Annotated in this window: 19 protein-coding genes; 10 read left to right on the forward strand and 9 right to left on the reverse strand. The window is 54.1% G+C overall.

The annotated features are described in order from the left end of the window. Positions 1-2 precede the first annotated feature (2 nt). Entirely contained in the window at positions 3-218 is a 216-nt protein-coding gene (locus tag ACT3TR_RS08320) for a PA3496 family putative envelope integrity protein (RefSeq protein ID WP_096276917.1), read from the reverse strand. 348 nt (positions 219-566) lie between these two features. Between ACT3TR_RS08320 and hexR the strand changes: the two genes are divergently transcribed. The 3 genes from hexR to ACT3TR_RS08335 all read left to right on the forward strand — a co-directional run bounded on the left by hexR (position 567) and on the right by ACT3TR_RS08335 (position 4,942). Then, entirely contained in the window at positions 567-1,421 is an 855-nt protein-coding gene (gene hexR, locus ACT3TR_RS08325) for a transcriptional regulator HexR (RefSeq protein ID WP_096276914.1), read from the forward strand. A 96-nt stretch (positions 1,422-1,517) separates the two neighbouring features. Next, complete coding sequence (gene uvrD, locus ACT3TR_RS08330; RefSeq protein ID WP_441684478.1) at positions 1,518-3,716, forward strand: DNA helicase II; 2,199 nt, start codon at positions 1,518-1,520, stop codon at positions 3,714-3,716. Between the two features lie 131 nt (positions 3,717-3,847). Further along, positions 3,848-4,942 (forward strand): TRAP transporter substrate-binding protein, encoded by a 1,095-nt coding sequence (locus ACT3TR_RS08335; protein WP_096276910.1) that lies wholly within the window; start codon positions 3,848-3,850, stop codon positions 4,940-4,942. A 146-nt stretch (positions 4,943-5,088) separates the two neighbouring features. Here ACT3TR_RS08335 and ACT3TR_RS08340 read toward each other — a convergent pair whose 3' ends face one another. Next, positions 5,089-5,505 (reverse strand): acyl-CoA thioesterase, encoded by a 417-nt coding sequence (locus ACT3TR_RS08340; RefSeq protein WP_096276908.1) that lies wholly within the window; start codon positions 5,503-5,505, stop codon positions 5,089-5,091. Positions 5,506-5,764: 259 nt separating this feature from the next. On the opposite strand from ACT3TR_RS08340, the gene ACT3TR_RS08345 reads away from it, so the two are divergent. The 6 genes from ACT3TR_RS08345 to cysZ all read left to right on the forward strand — a co-directional run bounded on the left by ACT3TR_RS08345 (position 5,765) and on the right by cysZ (position 11,673). Beyond that, a complete protein-coding gene (locus ACT3TR_RS08345) occupies positions 5,765-6,658 on the forward strand; it encodes a PstS family phosphate ABC transporter substrate-binding protein (protein WP_444625057.1) in 894 nt (297 codons plus the stop codon). 101 nt (positions 6,659-6,759) lie between these two features. Continuing rightward, a complete protein-coding gene (locus ACT3TR_RS08350; RefSeq protein ID WP_444624844.1) occupies positions 6,760-7,878 on the forward strand; it encodes an ABC transporter permease subunit in 1,119 nt (372 codons plus the stop codon). Beyond that, the gene (gene pstA, locus ACT3TR_RS08355; RefSeq protein WP_444624843.1) at positions 7,875-9,299 is read left to right on the forward strand and encodes a phosphate ABC transporter permease PstA; all 1,425 of its coding nucleotides are present in this window, start codon (positions 7,875-7,877) and stop codon (positions 9,297-9,299) included. Before ACT3TR_RS08350 ends, pstA begins: the two co-directional genes overlap by 4 nt. Further along, entirely contained in the window at positions 9,293-10,108 is an 816-nt protein-coding gene (gene pstB, locus ACT3TR_RS08360) for a phosphate ABC transporter ATP-binding protein PstB (RefSeq protein WP_096276902.1), read from the forward strand. The genes pstA and pstB overlap by 7 nt, the downstream gene beginning before the upstream one ends. Positions 10,109-10,139: 31 nt before the next feature. After that, a complete protein-coding gene (gene phoU, locus ACT3TR_RS08365) occupies positions 10,140-10,865 on the forward strand; it encodes a phosphate signaling complex protein PhoU (RefSeq protein ID WP_096276899.1) in 726 nt (241 codons plus the stop codon). 76 nt (positions 10,866-10,941) lie between these two features. Then, a complete protein-coding gene (gene cysZ, locus ACT3TR_RS08370; protein ID WP_096276897.1) occupies positions 10,942-11,673 on the forward strand; it encodes a sulfate transporter CysZ in 732 nt (243 codons plus the stop codon). A gap of 60 nt (positions 11,674-11,733) precedes the next feature. Here the strand turns inward: cysZ and ACT3TR_RS08375 are convergent, their stop codons facing one another. The 7 genes from ACT3TR_RS08375 to ACT3TR_RS08405 all read right to left on the reverse strand — a co-directional run bounded on the left by ACT3TR_RS08375 (position 11,734) and on the right by ACT3TR_RS08405 (position 17,386). Then, positions 11,734-12,054 (reverse strand): hypothetical protein, encoded by a 321-nt coding sequence (locus ACT3TR_RS08375; RefSeq protein ID WP_096276895.1) that lies wholly within the window; start codon positions 12,052-12,054, stop codon positions 11,734-11,736. Between the two features lie 249 nt (positions 12,055-12,303). Continuing rightward, positions 12,304-12,606, reverse strand: coding sequence for a hypothetical protein (locus ACT3TR_RS08380; RefSeq protein ID WP_096276893.1), 303 nt, complete (start codon positions 12,604-12,606; stop codon positions 12,304-12,306). A 605-nt stretch (positions 12,607-13,211) separates the two neighbouring features. Further along, a complete protein-coding gene (locus ACT3TR_RS08385) occupies positions 13,212-13,523 on the reverse strand; it encodes a hypothetical protein (RefSeq protein WP_407647785.1) in 312 nt (103 codons plus the stop codon). A gap of 307 nt (positions 13,524-13,830) precedes the next feature. Further along, positions 13,831-15,117, reverse strand: coding sequence for a phosphate regulon sensor histidine kinase PhoR (phoR, locus tag ACT3TR_RS08390; protein WP_444624842.1), 1,287 nt, complete (start codon positions 15,115-15,117; stop codon positions 13,831-13,833). A 2-nt stretch (positions 15,118-15,119) separates the two neighbouring features. Next, positions 15,120-15,809, reverse strand: a complete 690-nt coding sequence (gene phoB, locus ACT3TR_RS08395) for a phosphate regulon transcriptional regulator PhoB (RefSeq protein WP_444624841.1) — start codon at positions 15,807-15,809, stop codon at positions 15,120-15,122. A 111-nt stretch (positions 15,810-15,920) separates the two neighbouring features. After that, entirely contained in the window at positions 15,921-16,811 is an 891-nt protein-coding gene (gene ubiA / locus ACT3TR_RS08400; protein WP_096276887.1) for a 4-hydroxybenzoate octaprenyltransferase, read from the reverse strand. Positions 16,812-16,846: 35 nt separating this feature from the next. Beyond that, on the reverse strand, positions 16,847-17,386 hold the full coding sequence (locus tag ACT3TR_RS08405; protein ID WP_225734402.1) for a chorismate--pyruvate lyase family protein: 540 nt from the start codon (positions 17,384-17,386) through the stop codon (positions 16,847-16,849). A gap of 146 nt (positions 17,387-17,532) precedes the next feature. Here ACT3TR_RS08405 and ACT3TR_RS08410 point away from each other — a divergent pair, with 146 nt between their 5' ends. Beyond that, on the forward strand, positions 17,533-18,747 hold the full coding sequence (locus tag ACT3TR_RS08410) for an NAD(P)/FAD-dependent oxidoreductase (RefSeq protein ID WP_444624840.1): 1,215 nt from the start codon (positions 17,533-17,535) through the stop codon (positions 18,745-18,747). Positions 18,748-18,770: the final 23 nt, after the last annotated feature.

Raw genomic sequence — 18,770 nt, forward strand, 5'->3', positions numbered from 1 at the left:
CCTCAGTGCAATTCGCCCTCTTGCCGCTCTTCATCGGGCAAGGGGGCGATATCCCGTGATAATTTCTGAAATTCACGATGCAGCTCAATACCCCGCCGCGCCCTTAGGCTACGCTGGGCAGCACTTCGCTGGCGCTGAGCATGCTCGTCTACTTGCATACTCATTAAAATATCAAGCAGTTCGCTTTTAACCGAGGTGATGCGTTCGACGTTTCTCATAATCGACGTTCCTCCAGGTGAATATGCTGTCGTTCACCTGCACCCATGGCGAGCGCTTTTCTTCACACAGTCGCCAAGACGATGCAGTGCAGCACTTCACTTCTTACTATAACCTACTTGACAAAATGATGACTGATCGTAAAAAAAACGCTTAACGGATATTAAACGCTCACCTCTATATCGCTTTCCTTCCCCGTTTACGCTATCGGTCAGGCATACTGTGGCAAAGACTTAAGCCGCACGAATCTAATGCTGCAAACGCAGCGCAGTGCATATTGGTTGTCAACGCGTCTGGGTAGCTCCATCGTGCTGAGCCACCCAGTGTGCCGGAGAGCCAAGGAGCTGAATGTGAGTCGCGCCCTGTTCGATGAGATGAGACGCCGCATGGAGCACTTTCGCCGCTCCGAGCAGAAAGTGGCGCGGTTTGTACTGCGCAACCCAGAAGAGGTTATCCACATGCGCATTGTGGATTTAGCCTCCGAAGCGAAGGTCAGCGAACCCACCGTGGTGCGCTTTTGCCGGGCGCTGGGCTGCAACGGCTTTCAGGATTTCAAGCTACAGATGGCGCAAATGCTGGCCAGCGGTAGCCAGTTCGCACAATTCTCTATGAATGACAGCGACTCGGTGGCCGAATTTTCGCACAGCATTTTTGATTCAACCGTGGGCACGCTGCTGTCCGTTCGCGACCGGTTGGATAACGAAGCCCTCGGCCGCGCCGTTAATGCCCTCGCCATGGCCAACCGGGTGGAGTTTTACGGTTTTGGTGCCTCTGGCGCAGTGGCGTTTGATGCTCAGCACAAGTTCTTCCGCCTGCAAATCTCGACCTCTGCTTACGCCGACCCGCACATGCAGAACATGTCTGCGGTCACCCTCAACGATGGCGATGTGGTGGTAGCGATTTCACAAACAGGGCGAACCAAGGCGTTAGTGGCCAGCGTTCGTTTGGCTCGCGAAGCGGGCGCCACGGTCATTGGTCTGTGCCCCAGCGGCTCGCCACTCGCTGAAGAGGTGAGCCTGCCGCTGTATATCGACGTCCACGAGGACACCGAGATCTACACGCCGCTTAGCTCACGTATTGCCCATCTGGTGTTAATCGATGTTCTCGCCGTGGGAGTCGCCAAAACCCGTGGCCCGAAACTCGCCGAACAGCTCAAAGCCGTCAAGAAGAGCCTCAACACCCTGCGCTTTCCCGAAGAGTCTTAATGCTTAAAATAAAATAAGCGGCCATCACTGTATACACAGCCAGTGGGTAGGCTGTGCTAAACTGGCCGCCTATTTTTTTATCCGGCAGCGGCTACTATGGATGACGTCACGGCGATTCTCGATCAGCTCAACTCCGCCCAGCGCGAAGCAGTGAGCGCTCCTCAAGGCAACCTGCTGGTACTCGCGGGCGCAGGCTCCGGGAAAACCCGCGTGCTGGTACATCGCATTGCCTGGTTAATGCAGGCGGAAGGGCTTTCGCCCTACGCGCTGTTAGCAGTGACGTTTACCAATAAAGCCGCTAAAGAGATGCGCACGCGTCTTGAAGCCCTGCTAAGCCTATCACTACGCCATGTGTGGGTCGGCACCTTCCACTCTATCGCCCACCGCCTGCTGCGCACCCACTGGCAAGACGCCAAGCTGCCGCAGCACTTCCAAATCATCGACTCTGACGATCAACTGCGCCTGGTTAAGCGGCTGCTGAAAGATTATTCGGTCGACGTTGAGCGCTACCCGCCCCGCCAAGTGCAGCATTTTATTTCCGGCTGTAAGGAAGAAGGGCTGCGCCCCCATCAGGTTAATGTCGATGGCGATGCCTATATGGGGCAAATGGTCGAGCTTTATGAGCGCTATCAGCTAACCTGCGAGCGCGGTGGCCTAGTCGATTTCGGTGAGCTGCTGCTGCGAAGCCTAGAACTATTGCGCGATAACCCGACGCTGTTAAACCACTACCAGGAGCGTTTTGGCCACGTATTGGTGGACGAATTTCAAGATACCAACACCCTGCAGTACGCTTGGCTAAAACTGCTCACCGGTATGAAAACGCCAATGACCGCCGTCGGTGATGACGACCAGTCAATTTACGGGTGGCGTGGTGCCAAGGTGGAGAATATCAGCCGCTTTGAGCAGGAGTTCCCGCAAACCCATACCGTGCGTCTTGAGCAGAACTATCGCTCCACCAGCGCGATTTTAGAAGCCGCCAACACGCTGATCAGCAACAACAGCGAGCGGATGGGGAAAAACCTGTGGACCGATGGCATTGAAGGCGAGCCCATCTCGATCTACGCCGGGTTTAACGATCTGGAAGAAGCCCGCTATATCGTCGACACGATCAAAGAGAAGGTCGACGAAGGCTTTAATCGTCGCGACATTGCGATTTTATACCGCTCCAATGCCCAGTCGCGGTTACTCGAAGAAACGCTGATTCGCCAAGGCATGCCATACCGTATTTATGGCGGTCATCGCTTTTATGAACGCCTGGAAATCAAAAACGCCCTGGCTTACCTACGCCTGATGCTCAACCGCGATGACGACGCCTCATTAGAGCGTGTGATCAATGTGCCTACTCGCGGCATTGGCACACGCACCGTTGAGATTGTTCGCCTACGCGCTCGTGAGCAAAGCGTTCCGCTGTGGCAGGCGCTGCATGATGCAATAAATGATGGTTCGCTAAAAGGCCGAGCGGCCAATGCGGTGCAAACCTTCACCAACCTGATTGAACAGCTCGATAACGATGTCGCGGGCATGGCGCTGCACGAAATTATCGATCATGTGACGGTTCATACTGGCTTGATTGAGCATCACAAAAGCGAGCGCGGTGAGAAAGGCCAAGCCCGAGTAGAGAACTTAGAGGAACTGGTCAACGCCGCCCGCGCCTTTACCCAGGGCGATGTGTTTGAAGCGCCTGAGGCGGGCGAAGGCATGGCGGCGCTGGAAGCCTTTCTTTCAGAAGCGGCCCTCAATGCCGGCGACCACGAAGCCGAAGAGTTTGAAGACAGCGTACAGCTAATGACGCTGCACTCCGCCAAAGGCCTCGAATTCCCCGTGGTATTTATTGCCGGTGTCGAGGAAGGCCTGTTCCCGCACAAAATGTCGCTTGAAGAGCCGGGCAGGCTCGAAGAGGAGCGCAGGCTATGCTACGTCGGTGTCACTCGCGCGATGCAGAAGCTATACCTGACACACGCCGAAACCCGCCGCCTGCACGGTAAAGAAGTCTTTCCACGCCCCTCGCGCTTCTTACGCGAACTGCCGCCACATCTGCTCGAAGAAGTACGCCTTCGCGGGCATATTTCACGCCCGGTCACCGCCTCGCGCACCTCCTTTGCTCAGCAAAGCATCGAAAGCAGCGGCGATATTCCCAGCCTACATGTCGGCCAAGGCGTAGCGCACCCCGTCTTTGGCGAAGGAGTGATTCTGAATGCGGAAGGCGAAGGTGCTCGTGCCCGCGTGCAGGTCAGCTTTGACGGTGAAGGCGTTAAGTGGCTGGTACTTGGCTTTGCCAAGCTAACCCCGCTTTAAACGGTTAACGAATGAGCGTTGCGCTCAATGGCTTGCCGATTAAAACCCGCTTAGCGCATACTGGCGGACGGACACTGCGCGCGCCTGCGTGCTGACAAAAAAATCATACAATTTCCGGAGACTTACCCGCCATGCAACGCCGTAACTTTCTCAAGACCGTCGGCTTAGGTGCTGCCGGTGTCGCTGCTGCCCCCTTTGTAACCACTGCAAGCGCACGCGCTCAAGAAACCTATACCTGGGACATGGTCACCTCGTGGCCAAAAAACTTTCCTGCCCTGGGTACTGGCGCGAACGATTTCGCTCGCCGCGTTGAACAGCTTTCTAATGGTCGCATGCAGATCCGCGTTCACGGCGCAGGCGAGCTAGTGCCCGCGCTGGAAGTGTTTGATGCCGTTGCTGCGGGCACCGCTGAAATGGGTCACTCTGCTTCTTATTACTGGCGCGGAAAGGTAGCGGCTTCGCAGTTTTTTACCGCTGTACCGTTCGGCATGACCACCACTGAAATGAACGCTTGGCTGTATCACGGCGGCGGTCAAGAGCTGTGGGATGAAATCTATGGCAAACACAATCTCAAGCCGTTCCCAGTAGGCAATACCGGTGCGCAGATGGCCGGCTGGTTCAAAAAAGAAATCAACTCGCTGGCAGACATGCAGGGGCTGAAGTTACGCTTGCCAGGCCTTGCGGGCGAAGCCATGAATGCCATTGGCGTCAGCACCGTTAACATGGCGGGCTCCGAGATTTTCACCTCGCTGCAAACCGGCGTGCTGGATGCCGCTGACTGGGTAGGCCCCTACAACGATATGGCCTTCGGCCTGCATCAAGTCGCTGACTACTACTACACCTCGGTGTGGAACGAGCCAACGGCGGTACTGGAAGGCACCGTCAATCTAGATGCGTGGAATGCGCTGCCGGAAGACCTGCAGGACGTCATTCGCGAAGCGGCGCGGGCATCAAACATGGCGATGAACAGCGAATTTGCCTATCGCAATGCCCAAGCGCTTGAAACGTTAGTAGACGAGCACGGCGTCCAGCTACGTACTTTCCCTGATGATGTAATGGAGGCGCTCTATGCTTCCTCACAGGAAGTCATCCAGAACCAGATAGATAACGACGAAGAATCCCGTCAGGTTTATGAGTCTTACTCGGCGTTCCAGAAGGTGCTGCGCCCGTTTACTGACGTGGGTGAATACGCCTATCTGAAGAGCCGCGATAGCGTTGGTGCCTAATAGACGGGTGCTTGATAAACAAATACTTAACACCTTGCCAAGCACGTAAAGGGCAAGCACGGCAAAGGGGCGCACTTGGCGCCCTTTTTCTATCTGAGATACGGCCTCTTGAATAACGCCATTAAGAAAGGCGCCTGACAAACTAACTAGTCGCTATGTACCGCTCGGATACGACCGTTGTCGTCTAGTGCCACCATCACAAAACGCGCTTCCGTGACTTTTTGGTGCTCTGCAATCTGCTGCCCATGAGGCGGACGCACCCATACTTCTACGTCGATCTTAATCGAGCTGTGGCCGATCTTTTGCACCTGGGTATAGACGCTGATCATGGAGCCAACGCGCACCGGGCTTAAAAAGTCCATGGCTTCAATTGCCACGGTCGCTGTGCGTCCGCCTGCTTCACGCCCGGCCGACAGTTCGGCCGCCTGATCCATGTGATTGACCAGCCAGCCACCGGGTATATCGCCATAAAGATTGGCATCTTGACGTGAGGCCACTAATTTTAAAGTAAGCTGCCCTTTGGGGGCGGGCACGTCGTCCAAATCCGTTTCCAAAAGAGTCATTAGTTTGCCGCTTAGTCAGTTTATTGTTGTAACCCTTGTTACCAGCGCCGCACGCAGGCGCGCTGACGATATCTGTTGCTGCATCGCGACACGATCAAAGGGATTCAGTTAATCATAAGAGGACGCCCGTTTGAATACCCGTTTGCATACTCTCTTATCGAGTGTTTCACATACTTCGCTGCGTACTTTTTCACAGACGCTGTTGAATGACCAGGGCGCTCAGCCACCTAGACTCCACACTTTGTTGCGCTGGGTGACCATGACGCTACTGCTGGTGAGCCCGTTTGCGTGGGCGCAACCATCGCCGGTTAGCGGTACGTTGGGTGCCGTAGGCTCCGACACCATGGCGGGCCTGATGCTCCGCTGGGGCGAAACGCTCACGAACCGCTACTCGGATGTAACCCTGCAGTTTCAGGCGGGCGGCTCGGCCAGTGCGCCAACGGCTCTGACGGCTGGTACGACGCGGCTGGGACCCATGTCTCGCCCGATGACCGAAGACGAACGCGATAATTTTACCCAGCGCTATGGCTATCCGCCACTGGAATTAAAAATCGCTCGCGATGCGCTTATCATTGTCGTGCACCGCCATAATCCGCTGCGTGCGCTCACCCGCCGCCAGGTCGATGCGATCTTCTCAACCTCGCTGGCCTGCGGCGCAGAGACACCGATAAGGCGCTGGGATCAGCTTCCCTCAACGCGTGACTGGTCGTTTGGGAGTATCGCACTACACGGGCGCAATCTGGCATCAGGCACCCACGGGCTATTTCAAGAACGGGCCTTATGCGGTGGTGCCTTTCGCAATGATATCAGCGAACATCCCGGTTCATCGGCCGTCGTCGCGGCCGTGGGCGAATCAGCCAATGCCATGGGTTACGCGGGATATAACCACCTGACACCTGCGGTGCACGCGTTAAGCCTGTACAACGACAATGGCGTCGCGATTCCTCCTAGTGAGGACGCAATACAGCGTGGCGACTACCCGCTGTCGCGCGATCTCTACCTCTACGTTAATCTACCGCCTGGTGAGAACCTCCCCCCCGCGGAGCAAGCATTGCTAGCGCTCATTATGTCTGATGAAGGCCAGCAAATTGCCCGCGCCTCTGGGTTTGTGGCGTTAGCCCCGAGCACGTTAGAAGCTCAGCGGACGTGGTAAGCAACTGTCATTTAACTGTCATCAACATGCCTTAAGGTGAGGAGACATCTTATGCTGAAGGATCAGTGCTGTGCGCGCCCTGGTTTGCCAATGATAACGACATGACCTCACCTCGGTTAACGACGTCCCGCCAGCCGCTGCGCCTGCTGCAAGATCGCGTGGCCACAGGGTTAATCACCGCAGGCGGTGTCGGCGTGCTGCTCGCGATACTCGCTATCGGTATTTTTTTGGTATGGGAAACCCTGCCGCTCTTGGCGATTGGCGATGCCTTAGCGCTAACAACGCTGACGCCGCTTGCCTGGGGTACGTTGAAAGCCGCGCTGTCGGCTCTACTGTTTGCGATCCCCGTCGCCCTGGGGGCGGCCATTTACTCGGCGCTCTTTATGTCCGCGCGTTTGCGCAGCCGTATTAAGCCCACGCTAGAAATGATGGAAGCAATTCCCGGCGTGGTGGTGGGCTTTATCGCCGGGCTCATCTTGGCGCCGTGGGTAGAGCGCCACCTAGCGAGTGCGCTGGTCGTGATGATTTGGCTGCCGCTAAGCGCGGGGCTAGCCGGTTTCTGCTGGCATTTGGCAAAAACACGCTTACGCCGCCGTTTACCGCTTTCCTGGGCAGGGCTTTGGTTAGTGCCCTGGCTGGCATTCATGGTGACGGTAGCGCTATGGCTCACGCCGTGGATAGAGCAGCATTGGCTTGGCGGCGATTTACGCCAGCTGCTCTATCAGCGCTTTGGAATGGACTACGCTACTCGCAACGCGCTGATCGTGGGCATCGCCATGGGCTTTGCGGTCATTCCCAGCATTTACTCATTGGCGGAAGATGCGCTGGCCGATGTGCCAAAAACCTTGATTGAGGGCGCCCAGGCGCTAGGCGCCAGCCGCTGGCAGGCACTGTGGAAAGTGGCGCTGACGGCAGCGGGCCCCGGTATTTTTTCGGCAGTGATGATTGGTGCGGGCAGAGCCGTTGGCGAAACAATGATAGTGCTGATGGCGAGTGGCAATACCGCGCTGTTGAGCGCCAGTCCGTTTGAAGGGATGCGCTCCATGTCCGCCGCGATCGCCATAGAGCTGCCCGAAGCCGCGCCGGGTACCCAGACGTATCATCTACTGATTTTGGCAGCACTCGTATTGTTTATCTTTACCTTTTTAGTTAACACCTTGGCAGAGGTTGTCCGCCATCGCTTGCGGCGTCGTTACCGCCAGCTGGGAAGCATGTCATGACCGGCGTGCCGACGGATACTGCACCTTCGCGCCGCCGCCTTCACTGGCTGGATGGTCTTTGGCCTTGGCTCTGCGCGGCAAGCGTTGCGCTTTCACTCCTGATGTTAGGGGCGCTACTGACACTGCTGCTGGTTCGTGGGCTAGGGCATTTCTGGCCCGCCTCGCTAGAGGAAGTCACGCTGCGCTCAGGTGAAACCTTTGCGGGCCAAGCCGTACGCGAAGTGGCGCTGCCCCAACAGCCAGGGGACGAGCGCCTATACTTCACCGGCAATCGTGATATTGAGTCCGTGCGCTGGCGCTGGGTAGCGATTGATGACATTGCCATGCAAGCTCAGCCCATGGACCTGATTCGCCTAGAACGCAGCCCCTGGGATGACTTTATTGGCCGCTTAGTGGCTATTGAGCAACACGATCAGCGCTGGGAGGGGGACGCCGCCTGGCAGCAGTTAACGTCGCTGTTAGCGCTGCCGGTTAGCCAACGGCCGGATAGCCAGCTACTGCTTATCACAGCCAGTGGCCAAGCCGTGCAACAGCCGCTGGCCAACGTGGTCAGCGCCCAGGCCCCCAATGCCATGACATGGCGGCAGAAAACGCTCGCTTGGAGCCAATCTGTGTGGCGCTTCTTGAGTGAGGGGCCGCGTGCCGCGAATACCGGCGGCGGCGTATGGCCCGCGATTTTTGGCACTGTCCTGATGGTGATCTTAATGTCGGTCATCGTCACGCCGTTTGGCGTGCTGGCGGCCATCTACCTTAATGAGATTGCCCACCAGGGACGGCTTACTCGATTTGTCCGCATTGGCGTACGTAATCTTGCGGGCGTGCCGTCCATTGTGTACGGCGTCTTTGGTTTAGGCGTGTTTGTGTATGGAATTGGCGGCTCGCTGGACGAATGGTTCTTCAGTGAGACTTTGCCTTCCCCTACCTTTGGTACTGGCGGCCTGCTATGGGCCTCTCTAACGCTCGCATTGCTCACGTTGCCGGTGGTGATTGTTGCAACCGAAGAGGGGCTGGCACGCATTCCTGAGGCTCAGCGCGAAGGCGCCGTGGCGCTGGGCGCTACGCGCCTGGAAATGCTGACCCGCATCGTGCTGCCCATGGCGGCCCCCGCCATGCTGACAGGCATGATTTTAGCCATTGCCCGCGCAGCGGGTGAAGTGGCGCCGCTGATGCTGGTGGGCGTCGCTAAATTAGCGCCACAAATGCCGGTAGACGGCGAGTTTCCCTATCTGCATTTAGAGCGCAAGTTCATGCACCTTGGCTATCATTTATTCGATACCGCTTTTCACGGTGACGATGTGCAAGCTGCCATACCGCTGGTGTACGCCACCGCGCTACTGCTGGTGTTAATTGTGCTGGTGCTTAATCTAACTGCCATATTTCTACGTCATTATCTTAGGCGTCAACGGGGAAGCGAATGCTAGCGCCATTACATTCAGTTAATACCTCTCAGCCACCGGTCACGCATTTTCCACCTGAGCACTGCTGTCTGAGCATTGATCATCTTAGCCTTGCCTATGCGGGGAAAGAGGCGCTGCGTGATCTAACGCTGAGCATTCCTCGTCATCGTGTCACGGCCTTTATCGGCCCCTCGGGGTGCGGTAAATCAACGTTATTAAGAGCCATCAATCGGCTGCATGACCTTAATGAAGCGGTGAGTCACAGCGGCCAAATTGTGCTGGAAGGCCAAGATATTCATGGCCCTCAGGTGAATGTGACTGAGCTGCGCCGACGTGTCGGGATGGTATTTCAAACGCCTAATCCCTTTCCCATGTCGATTTATGAAAACGTCGCCTTTGGCTTACGTTTGCAGCAGCGCCTGCCCAAGCGCAAGCGTGACGACATTATTGAGTGGGCGCTAACTTCTGCGGCGCTGTGGGATGAAGTGAAAGACCGTCTACATCGTTCTGCCTGGCAGCTTTCCGGTGGCCAGCAGCAGCGCCTGGTGATTGCCCGCACCTTAGCGGTAAAACCCGACGTACTGCTGCTTGATGAACCCGCGTCGGCACTAGATCCCATTTCGACGCTCAAAATTGAGGAGTTAATTCGTAACCTCAAGTCAGAGCTAACCTTGGTGCTGGTGACTCACAATATGCAGCAGGCGGCGCGGGTATCGGACTACACCGCCTTTTTGCATCAGGGCGAGCTGATTGAATACGGGCCAACTGACCAGCTATTCACCAACCCCCGTTTGCAACGTACCGAAAACTACATCACCGGCCGCGTCACCTAGGCCTTATCGACGAAGACATCAGGAGTGGTCCATGGATATTACGAGCGATACCCACAGCCAGCATATCTCCCGCCAGTTCAATCAGGAGTTGGAAGAGCTTAAAACCCACCTGATGGCGATGGGCGGCCTGGTAGAAAAGCAGGTGCAAGATGCCGTCTTTGCTCTTCTAGAAGGCGATACCCGCTTGGCAGAGCAAGTGCGCGACAATGATCGTCAGGTGAACGCCCTGCAGCTGCAAATTGACGACGAATGTACGCGCGTACTGGCCCGCCGCCAGCCGGCAGCATCCGATTTGCGGCTGGTGCTTGCCGTTATTCGCGCTACCTCTGACCTGGAACGCATTGGCGATGAAGCCAGCAAAATTGCCCGTAACGCGCTGCTGTTAAGCGAAAGCACCAGCACCATTCGCGGGCTGGTGGAAGTACGTCACATTAGCGAGCACGTGCGTAAAATGCTGCGCGATGCGCTAACCGCCTTTGCTCGCTTTGATACCGATCTCGCTATGCAGGTAGTGCGTGAAGACGAGCTGGTAGATGATGAGTACAGCAGCGCTATGCGTTCATTAATGACGTTCATGATGGAAGATTCACGCTCGATTACGTCAGTACTGAGCATCATGTGGGTACTGCGTGCGCTTGAGCGCGTGGGCGATCATGCTGATAATCTTGCGGAGTACGTAGTCTATCTCGTGAAAGGCTTAGATATCCGCCACAGCGACCCTGACAACCTAGACCCGCAAGGGTTAAAAAAGCCTTGACCTGATTAGGGTTTCCTCCTGCAATACGTCCAGGTTGCCAGGCAACCTGGACGTTTGAATCATGAGGAGCCACCTAATGCTGGATGCTGTCACTGCCCTTAGCCGAGGTACACGCTGTGTTTATCAGCCGGGTATGCGGCGTTATATTTTCTTGCCCATTCTAATCAACCTCATCGTCTACATCAGTATGCTCAGCTTTGTGCTCTCACGCTTTGATGGCTGGCTGGCGCATTGGATGGACATGGTGCCCACCTGGCTTGAATGGCTGTCGTGGCTTATTTGGCCGCTGTTTGTGATTAGCCTAATCGTCGTCGTGTTTTTTACATTTACGCTCATTACCAGCTTCATTGCCGCGCCTTTTTACGGTTTTTTGGCCGCTAAAGTTGAAATACAGGCAACCGGGCGCGAACCCCTTGATGACCGCAATCTTACCCAAACGGCTATCGATGCGGTGGGTCGAGAGTTTGTAAAACTCGCCTATATCTTACCCCGCGCGATCGGTCTGTTTATCATCAGCTGGATTCCTGGCCTGAATTTGGTTGCGCCACTACTCTGGGCACTATTCTCAGCGTGGGTCATGGCGATAACCTATCTGGATTATCCGATGGATAACAACAAGGTAACCTTTAAAGATATGCGCCATCGCCTTGCGAAGCGCTGGTGGCAAAGCCTGACCTATGGCGGATTAATTACGCTGATTACCTGGATTCCGCTGGCCAATTTATTTCTGATTCCAGGCGCGGTGGCGGGTGCCGTACTGATGTGGGACGAACACTATCGGGGCGTTCGAGATATTACGCCAAGTTAAACGCATAGGCCCCGCAGAAGCGGGGCCTATGGGCGCTAGCGGTCACCGTACTGCTAGTGGCTACCAGTCAGTGCTATCGCCTACATCACGGGTCAGATCTTGCGGGCTGTATTGAGTACCACGGCGCGCGCTTTTGCCAGAATCAGCAGCACTGCTAGACGGCGAGAAATCAAGGCTATCACCGTCATCACGCGTTAGATCACGTGGAGATACTTGAGAATCATCAGACATTTGAGACTGTGGCTTATCGATGACGTCCTGACCAACTGCGCGATCTTTATTCAACTCGATGGATGGGTGAGCCATTGCCAACGGGCTAGCAACCAAACCGAAAGAAATACCTACAATGGCGACTTTTTTGCTTAATTTTTTCAATAACATGGCGTTCTCCTCATTACTGCTACGTACCGCTAACGAGTAGTAAAAGTAACCGTTATCGCATTACTTCACAGCGGCTATGGTTTTCAACTAATTGTACGTGTTAGGAGTGCATACTGGATGCCAAAAAAATAAAAATATTTAAAACAGCTGAAAAATCATATCTTTATTTAAAATAATATTGGATACAAAAAACTAGACCCCGCATAGGCGGGGTCAAAGGCGTCATATAACTCTACGATTGCAAATCGCTTACCAAACCTGTCCATCGCCTTCGTCATGCGTTAAGTCTTTAGCCGTAAAATCAACATCAACGCTGGCATTCGTTGACTCAGCCTTTATAACCGCAGGATAGTCGCCTTCATCATACATTAAGTCGGATGGGCTAACGTCAGCCTGGCCTACTGTGCGCTCTGACTGGGCCTGAATGGGCTCAATATCAACTGCGCGATCTTGGTTCGCATTAATTGAAAAATTTGCAAATGCAAAGGGGCTAGCCAATAACGTTAGTGAAATACCCACTAAAGCTGCTTTTTTAACAAAAATATTTAACATTTTGACACTCCTGAAACTGTTTATACCGCTGGCGTGGAAGAAGAAGCGCCTTCATGGCAAACTTTTTAACTTAATCATCTTCCTTACCCTTAGTAAGCATAAAGAATGCCACAACTAATATAGATTATAAAAAATACTATTAATCAATAGCATATAACACATACATTGCGCACAATAATATGACGCAAAAACAATAACCACGCTAAATAACTGTGCACAAATGTCACATGCGCAAGTTTGCATGTGCCTTTTTGACACACAGCTAGAAAAAAGCAGCGTTGCTGAGTTGAAAAAATATAGGGATGATCGATATCGCTAAAGAGGCGCGCAGTCAGTTAACCATATTTAACGAGCAACATTGAAAAAAGCTAAGGGCAGTAAAAAAACAGCAGACAGCAAAAAATTAAGCCCCACCGGAGGTGAGGCTTAATGTCTAGCTTGCAGATAGGTAATGCTAACGCTAGCTTCCATTCCTTGTGCGGGACTCCAACCGTGGATGTTACCCTCACTAACGTTTTGATTTCCTATTGATTCATCCTTGAATCTAAAAACATCCCTATAGCAGAGTCTTTACAGGCTCTCAGTACTATCTTTCAGTGCGGTCATTACATACCGCTATTTTCTTCAGGCAACTCTTCTGTGCTATCAAAATTAGCATCATCTGAATTACTAGTAGAGTTTGGATCCATATCGCTGGCGTCATCACCAACATCATGCGTTAAATCGTGCTGATTTTGCTCACTGGCGGTATCCGTGTGAGTACCCTGCGGATCCATCGCCTCGTCATCCGCAGTAATATCTTGGTTCTGATCAATAGATGTACTTTGCTCAGATTCTGCGAACGCTAGCGGGCTAGCCATCAAGCCAAACGTTAAACCTAGAATGCCAGCTTTCTTGAGTAATTCCTTGGACATCATATTCCACCTCCGATCGCTGTTTAAACCGCTTAACGTAAGAAAGAAAGGCTAAGTTCAGCCAGCAATTCCTGCGGTCATCTCTCTTACTTGCTTATATTCGCTGCAGCAGACATGCCAAAATCTAATATAATAAAATAAAAACAATAATTATCAAAAACTTATAAAAAATAAGATTACGAAATAAATCTTAATTAGCGATAAAGCGCACCCAAATAGTGTGTAAAAATGACACATGAGTAAAGTTTTACCAATCTTACATGCCAATATTGCACACTTCTACAAATATTGTGCAGCAGGCATTTTAGGGCTAGCTAAGGCGCGAAGCGGAGAATGTACAGCGGAATAAAGCACCCTTACCCGGGTGAGATTCAATCAATAGCTGAGCATCATGGCGTAGCAGCACGTGTTTGACAATTGCCAAGCCCAAACCAGTACCGCCCGTCGTCGTGCTACGCCCTTTATCAACGCGGTAGAAGCGTTCGGTCAGCCGAGGGATGTGCACAGGATCAATTCCCTCGCCGTTGTCCTCAACGTCAATACAGGCTCCGCCAGCTTGGTTATCTTTCCAGCGCAACGTGATGTGGCTCCCTGGCGGCGTGTAGCGAACAGCGTTAAACGCGAGATTAGAAATCGCGCTGCGCATTTCCTGCTCGCTTCCTAGCAGACGTGCCTTGCTGTCAAGCGCAATAGTGATGGTATGCCGCTGATCCGATAGCGCTAGCGCATCCTCACGAACACTCTGTAGCAAAGGGCCCAGCGACAACGGCTGATGATCCTTACCACTTTGGTCAATTTCTAACCGGGACAGCAGCAATAGGTCATTGACCAGGTTCTGCATTCGCTGCGTCTGCTCCTGCATTTGCTGAATACCTTTACCTAAGCGCGGAGGTAGCTGCTCGGCAAGATCGCCATAGGTTTCTAAATAGCCAGAAAGCACGGTGAGAGGGGTACGCAGCTCGTGGGATACATTGGCCACAAAATCGCGGCGCATCTGCTCCAGACGATGCAGACGCGTGATATCTCGCGCCATCACTAGCCGCTCATCGTCGCCGTACAGGGTAATTTGGTACTGCAGAATGCATCGCTCATCAATGGGCGATGTTAGCGTTAGCGGTTCACTATAGTGGCGGGCGTTGAAGTAGCTTATAAAGCCCGGATCGCGGAGTAAATTGGTAATGTGCTGGCCACGGTCGTGGGCCGTCTGCAGCCCAAGCATCGTGGTTGCAGCGCTGTTCCACCACTCTAAATCTCCGTGGCGGTCAAGCATAACGACGCTATCGCGCATCGCCTCTGACGACTCTTGAATACGCGCCAAAGTGGCACGCAGCCGACTTTGTGTAATGCGCTGGCTTTTTTGATAGCGATATAAGCGATCAAACAGTTCGCCCCATATCCCCTGGGCAGCAGGTGGTTCATCATGGGGTTGCAGGGTTAGCCATCGATACAGCGCGCGCAGCTGCCGCAAGTGATAAAACAGATACACTGCCAGTCCAGAAGCCAGCCCCAGCCCCGCTGCATCCAATAGCCAGCCAATGCTTGTCCCCAGCGTGGCGAGCCAGGCCAGTTGCCACAGTTCACGGCTCCATAGGCGCACATTTATACCCGTGAAGAGAAACGGTAACCGGTGCCCCGAACCGTTTGAATCAGATTTTGATGGGTTTCGCCTAGCGCTTTACGCAACCGGCGAATATGTACATCTACCGTGCGCTCTTCAACGTACACGTTGCCACCCCACACTTGATCAAGCAGCTGGCTACGTGTGTAAGCGCGCTCCTGGTGTGTCATAAAGAACTGCAGCAGACGATATTCCGTTGGGCCTATCTCAAGCGCCTTACCATCGGAGCTGACGCGATGACTCACCGGATCAAGCAGCAGTCCATTAACCTCTACGGGATCTTCAACACCACGCGGCGTTGCACGACGCAAAACGGCTTTAAGCCGTGCCACCAACTCGCGAGGCGAAAAAGGCTTGGTAATATAGTCATCAGCACCGGCTTCAAGCCCCTGAATCTTATTATCTTCTTCGCCTTTAGCGGTCAGCATAATAATGGGAATCTCAGCAGTGGCTTCTTCGCGCTTTAAGCGCCTAGCAAGCTCGATACCGCTGGTGCCAGGCATCATCCAATCAAGCAGCAGTAAATCAGGCTGGTGGTCGACGATCAAAGCATGAGCATCCTGAGCGTTATCCGCTTCGAGCACGCGATAGTCAGCCATTTCCAGCGCTACCGCAATCATCTCGCGGATCGGCGCCTCATCATCGACAATCAAAACGGTCTTGGCAGTCATACCAGAGCCTCAAGGGGTGCAAAGAGAGCTAATTCAATGAAAAATAGCTCAATGACATATCGATGACGATAACACCATGACTTGATGACAGTTACATGACAGCGGCGATTATTAGCCCGCCACAGGCCACCAACTTAGCGCAATACCCGCGAAAATAAACAAACCTGACCAAAAATTATTGAGGAACGCCTGAAAGCACGCATCTCGGGCACGGTGAAAAATTAACCGCTGCTGATGCAGAAAAGTGGCCGCCATTCCCGCGAGTCCTAACCAGAAAAAACCGCCTAGACCCACTCGCCACCCTACCCATGCTAATAGCAGCAACGTCACCACTTGTAATAAAGCAATAATGACGCGGTCCGCATTACCAAACAGCACGGCTGTCGATTTAATACCGATTTTTAAATCATCGTCGCGGTCCACCATGGCGTACTGGGTATCGTACGCCACGGTCCAAACCACATTAGCAAAAAACAATAGCCAAGCCTCCAGCGGGACATAGCCCAGCACAGCGCCAAACGCCATGGGGATCGCCCAAGCAAAGGCGGCGCCCAGCACGACCTGAGGAAGGTTGGTATAGCGCTTCATAAACGGATAAATAATCGCTAGCAGCACGCCACCCAGCGAGAGCATCACCGTGAACCAATTGGTCAGCAGCACCAAAATGAAGGATATCGCGATCAATGCGATAAACAGCAGCTGGGCCTCGGTTTCGCTAATACGACCGGTGGCTAGAGGACGATTTTTAGTGCGCTTTACATGCCCATCAAAATGACGGTCGGCATAGTCATTCACCACGCAGCCTGCGGCACGCATGGCGTAAACGCCGGCAACAAAAATAAGCAGCACATTGCGCCCCGGCACGCCCTGCGCGGCAATCCATAGCGCCCAAAGAGCGGGCCACATTAATAGCCACGTGCCTATGGGCCGATCCAAGCGCATCAGCTGTAAAAAGTCTGCCACGCGAGCCAATCCCTTCGGCCGCAACAGTGAACGATCCATGCTTACCTCACGAAAAAGAAAACGCAGCTGCTAGCCTAGCGCGAAGGCAGATCAAGGTCATCCGCCATTGCCCGCAAAAAGTACTCTTGTACCAATAACGACAGGCCACCATGCGTAAATACGGAGCGGCGGCCCCAGCTACAATCCTGCTCGACCCCATGTAGGCTAGCAAAAGGCGGGCGTTGTGTTGTCGCCTCTAATGGCCCTCGCACTAAGTCTGGCTGGCGAAATAACCAGCTGCCTAACGAACGCTCGCCCAAACGATCTAAACGCTGGCCTTTTAGCTGTGTCAACGGCGCTACTGAGCGCGCGACCACCCACGGCGTTTCATCTAAACACAGCGCTACTTCACGCAGCCATGCATAGCGTTTAGGGCCAATCCCCAGCGCCTGGGCTTCATCGGGCAGCGGCCATCCCACACCTTGGCGCAGTAAACGCACCCGAAAAGGCTTGCCACCGCCTGCGGCTGTTAAACGAGCGGTTAACGAATCGGTGGAGGCTACCCACTGCCACCATGGAGAGCTCATCGCGGGGCGCGCCGCATGGACGGGGCGCCAGCGTGGAAAGAGATACATTTGCCGGCCAGCGGGTGATGTCACCGAGTTCTCCAGGGCAATAACGGGAGCAGCTAGTGTAACATGACGCTCTAACAGGCTTTGGTTTCAGCAGCTTTTTCAATAACTCTTTCAATAACTCTTTTAGCGACCTTTTGGATGTCTGCATGCCCGCATCATATACACAGATAATGTCAACGACACCGCTATCGTCTCGCGCTGCGCTGGTGATTATTGGCACGGGGATGGCAGGCATAGGTCTTGCTCGTGCACTGCGACGGCAGGGCGACACACGCTCTATCACGCTGATCAGCGCTGACAGCGGCGACGATTACAGCAAACCCCTGCTTTCTACCGGCTTTAGTAAAGGGTTAGCGCCCGAGAAATTAGCTCAGCGAAGCGCCGCAGAGCTTGGCGAAGAGCTAAACGCCCGAGTAGTTACCCACACCCATGTCAACGCACTGGATGTGGATAACCATGCGGTGCTTTTAGGCAATGCGCCAGGGCAAGAGCGGCTGAGCTATGAAACATTGGTGTTAGCGACCGGAGCGGCACCTCGAATGCCTTTTAGCAGCGAGCCTAGCGTTGCTTCACGCTGTTTTACGGTCAACGATTTGGACGACTATCGCCGCTTTCATCAGGCGTTAAGTCACGGACATTCACGGGTAGCCATTGTGGGGGCCGGGCTAGTCGGCTGTGAGTTCGCTAACGACCTTCACGCCAGCGGCCACCCAGTGTCCATCATTGCCCCCGAAGGTAATCTGCTTGCGCGTCTGTTACCGCCGCCATTAGGTCACGCCTTAGGCGATGCGTTCAGCGACGCGGGTATCCGACTTTATTTAGGCCGCACCATTGAATCGATAGCGCTCAGCCACGCCAATGATATTGCGCTCCACTTGGATAACGGCTCCGTACTAAGCACCGACATCATTTTGATGGCCACGGGCCTTGCCCCGCGCACAGCACTTGCCGAAGCGGCAGGTTTAACGGTGTCATCTAGCGGCATTGTGGTAGATCGCCACCTGCGCACATCGCACCCCAATATTTATGCGTTAGGCGATGCAGCCTGCGTCGACGGGGTGAATGCCATGTACGTACAGCCGCTGCAAGCAAGCGCCAAAGCCCTTGCGGCCACCCTGGCCGGCACCCCCACCCGCGTAAGCTTTGGCGCGTGGCCGGTAGTGGTTAAAACCCCGTTATTACCCGTGGTTGCCTACCCGGCTCCATCTCCTCCTGAGCGCTGGAGAATTGAAGGCGAAGGCGGCGATATCAGTGCCTTGGCGGAAGATAAAGACGGGCATTTGATTGGTTTTGCGTTGACAGGCGGCTGCGTGAGAAGGAAAGTGGAGCTTTCCAGAGCAGCACCTGCGCTGCTAGGCTGATTTTCGCCGCGTTCACGACTAAG

Origin of the sequence: Halomonas sp. AOP12-B1-6 (assembly GCF_052379225.1) — a bacterium.
GTDB classification, from domain to species: Bacteria; Pseudomonadota; Gammaproteobacteria; order Pseudomonadales; family Halomonadaceae; genus Vreelandella; species Vreelandella casei.

Excerpts from the sequence above, each read along its gene's own strand:
- ACT3TR_RS08320 (WP_096276917.1), bottom strand. The coding sequence starts at position 218 with ATGAGAAACGTCGAACGCATCACCTCGGTTAAAAGCGAACTGCTTGAT.
- uvrD (WP_441684478.1), top strand. The coding sequence starts at position 1,518 with ATGGATGACGTCACGGCGATTCTCGATCAGCTCAACTCCGCCCAGCGC.
- ACT3TR_RS08335 (WP_096276910.1), top strand. The coding sequence starts at position 3,848 with ATGCAACGCCGTAACTTTCTCAAGACCGTCGGCTTAGGTGCTGCCGGT.
- ACT3TR_RS08340 (WP_096276908.1), bottom strand. The coding sequence starts at position 5,505 with ATGACTCTTTTGGAAACGGATTTGGACGACGTGCCCGCCCCCAAAGGG.
- ACT3TR_RS08345 (WP_444625057.1), top strand. The coding sequence starts at position 5,765 with ATGACGCTACTGCTGGTGAGCCCGTTTGCGTGGGCGCAACCATCGCCG.
- ACT3TR_RS08350 (WP_444624844.1), top strand. The coding sequence starts at position 6,760 with ATGACCTCACCTCGGTTAACGACGTCCCGCCAGCCGCTGCGCCTGCTG.
- pstA (WP_444624843.1), top strand. The coding sequence starts at position 7,875 with ATGACCGGCGTGCCGACGGATACTGCACCTTCGCGCCGCCGCCTTCAC.
- pstB (WP_096276902.1), top strand. The coding sequence starts at position 9,293 with ATGCTAGCGCCATTACATTCAGTTAATACCTCTCAGCCACCGGTCACG.
- phoU (WP_096276899.1), top strand. The coding sequence starts at position 10,140 with ATGGATATTACGAGCGATACCCACAGCCAGCATATCTCCCGCCAGTTC.
- cysZ (WP_096276897.1), top strand. The coding sequence starts at position 10,942 with ATGCTGGATGCTGTCACTGCCCTTAGCCGAGGTACACGCTGTGTTTAT.
- ACT3TR_RS08375 (WP_096276895.1), bottom strand. The coding sequence starts at position 12,054 with ATGTTATTGAAAAAATTAAGCAAAAAAGTCGCCATTGTAGGTATTTCT.
- ACT3TR_RS08380 (WP_096276893.1), bottom strand. The coding sequence starts at position 12,606 with ATGTTAAATATTTTTGTTAAAAAAGCAGCTTTAGTGGGTATTTCACTA.
- ACT3TR_RS08385 (WP_407647785.1), bottom strand. The coding sequence starts at position 13,523 with ATGATGTCCAAGGAATTACTCAAGAAAGCTGGCATTCTAGGTTTAACG.
- phoB (WP_444624841.1), bottom strand. The coding sequence starts at position 15,809 with ATGACTGCCAAGACCGTTTTGATTGTCGATGATGAGGCGCCGATCCGC.
- ubiA (WP_096276887.1), bottom strand. The coding sequence starts at position 16,811 with ATGGATCGTTCACTGTTGCGGCCGAAGGGATTGGCTCGCGTGGCAGAC.
- ACT3TR_RS08405 (WP_225734402.1), bottom strand. The coding sequence starts at position 17,386 with ATGTATCTCTTTCCACGCTGGCGCCCCGTCCATGCGGCGCGCCCCGCG.
- ACT3TR_RS08410 (WP_444624840.1), top strand. The coding sequence starts at position 17,533 with ATGCCCGCATCATATACACAGATAATGTCAACGACACCGCTATCGTCT.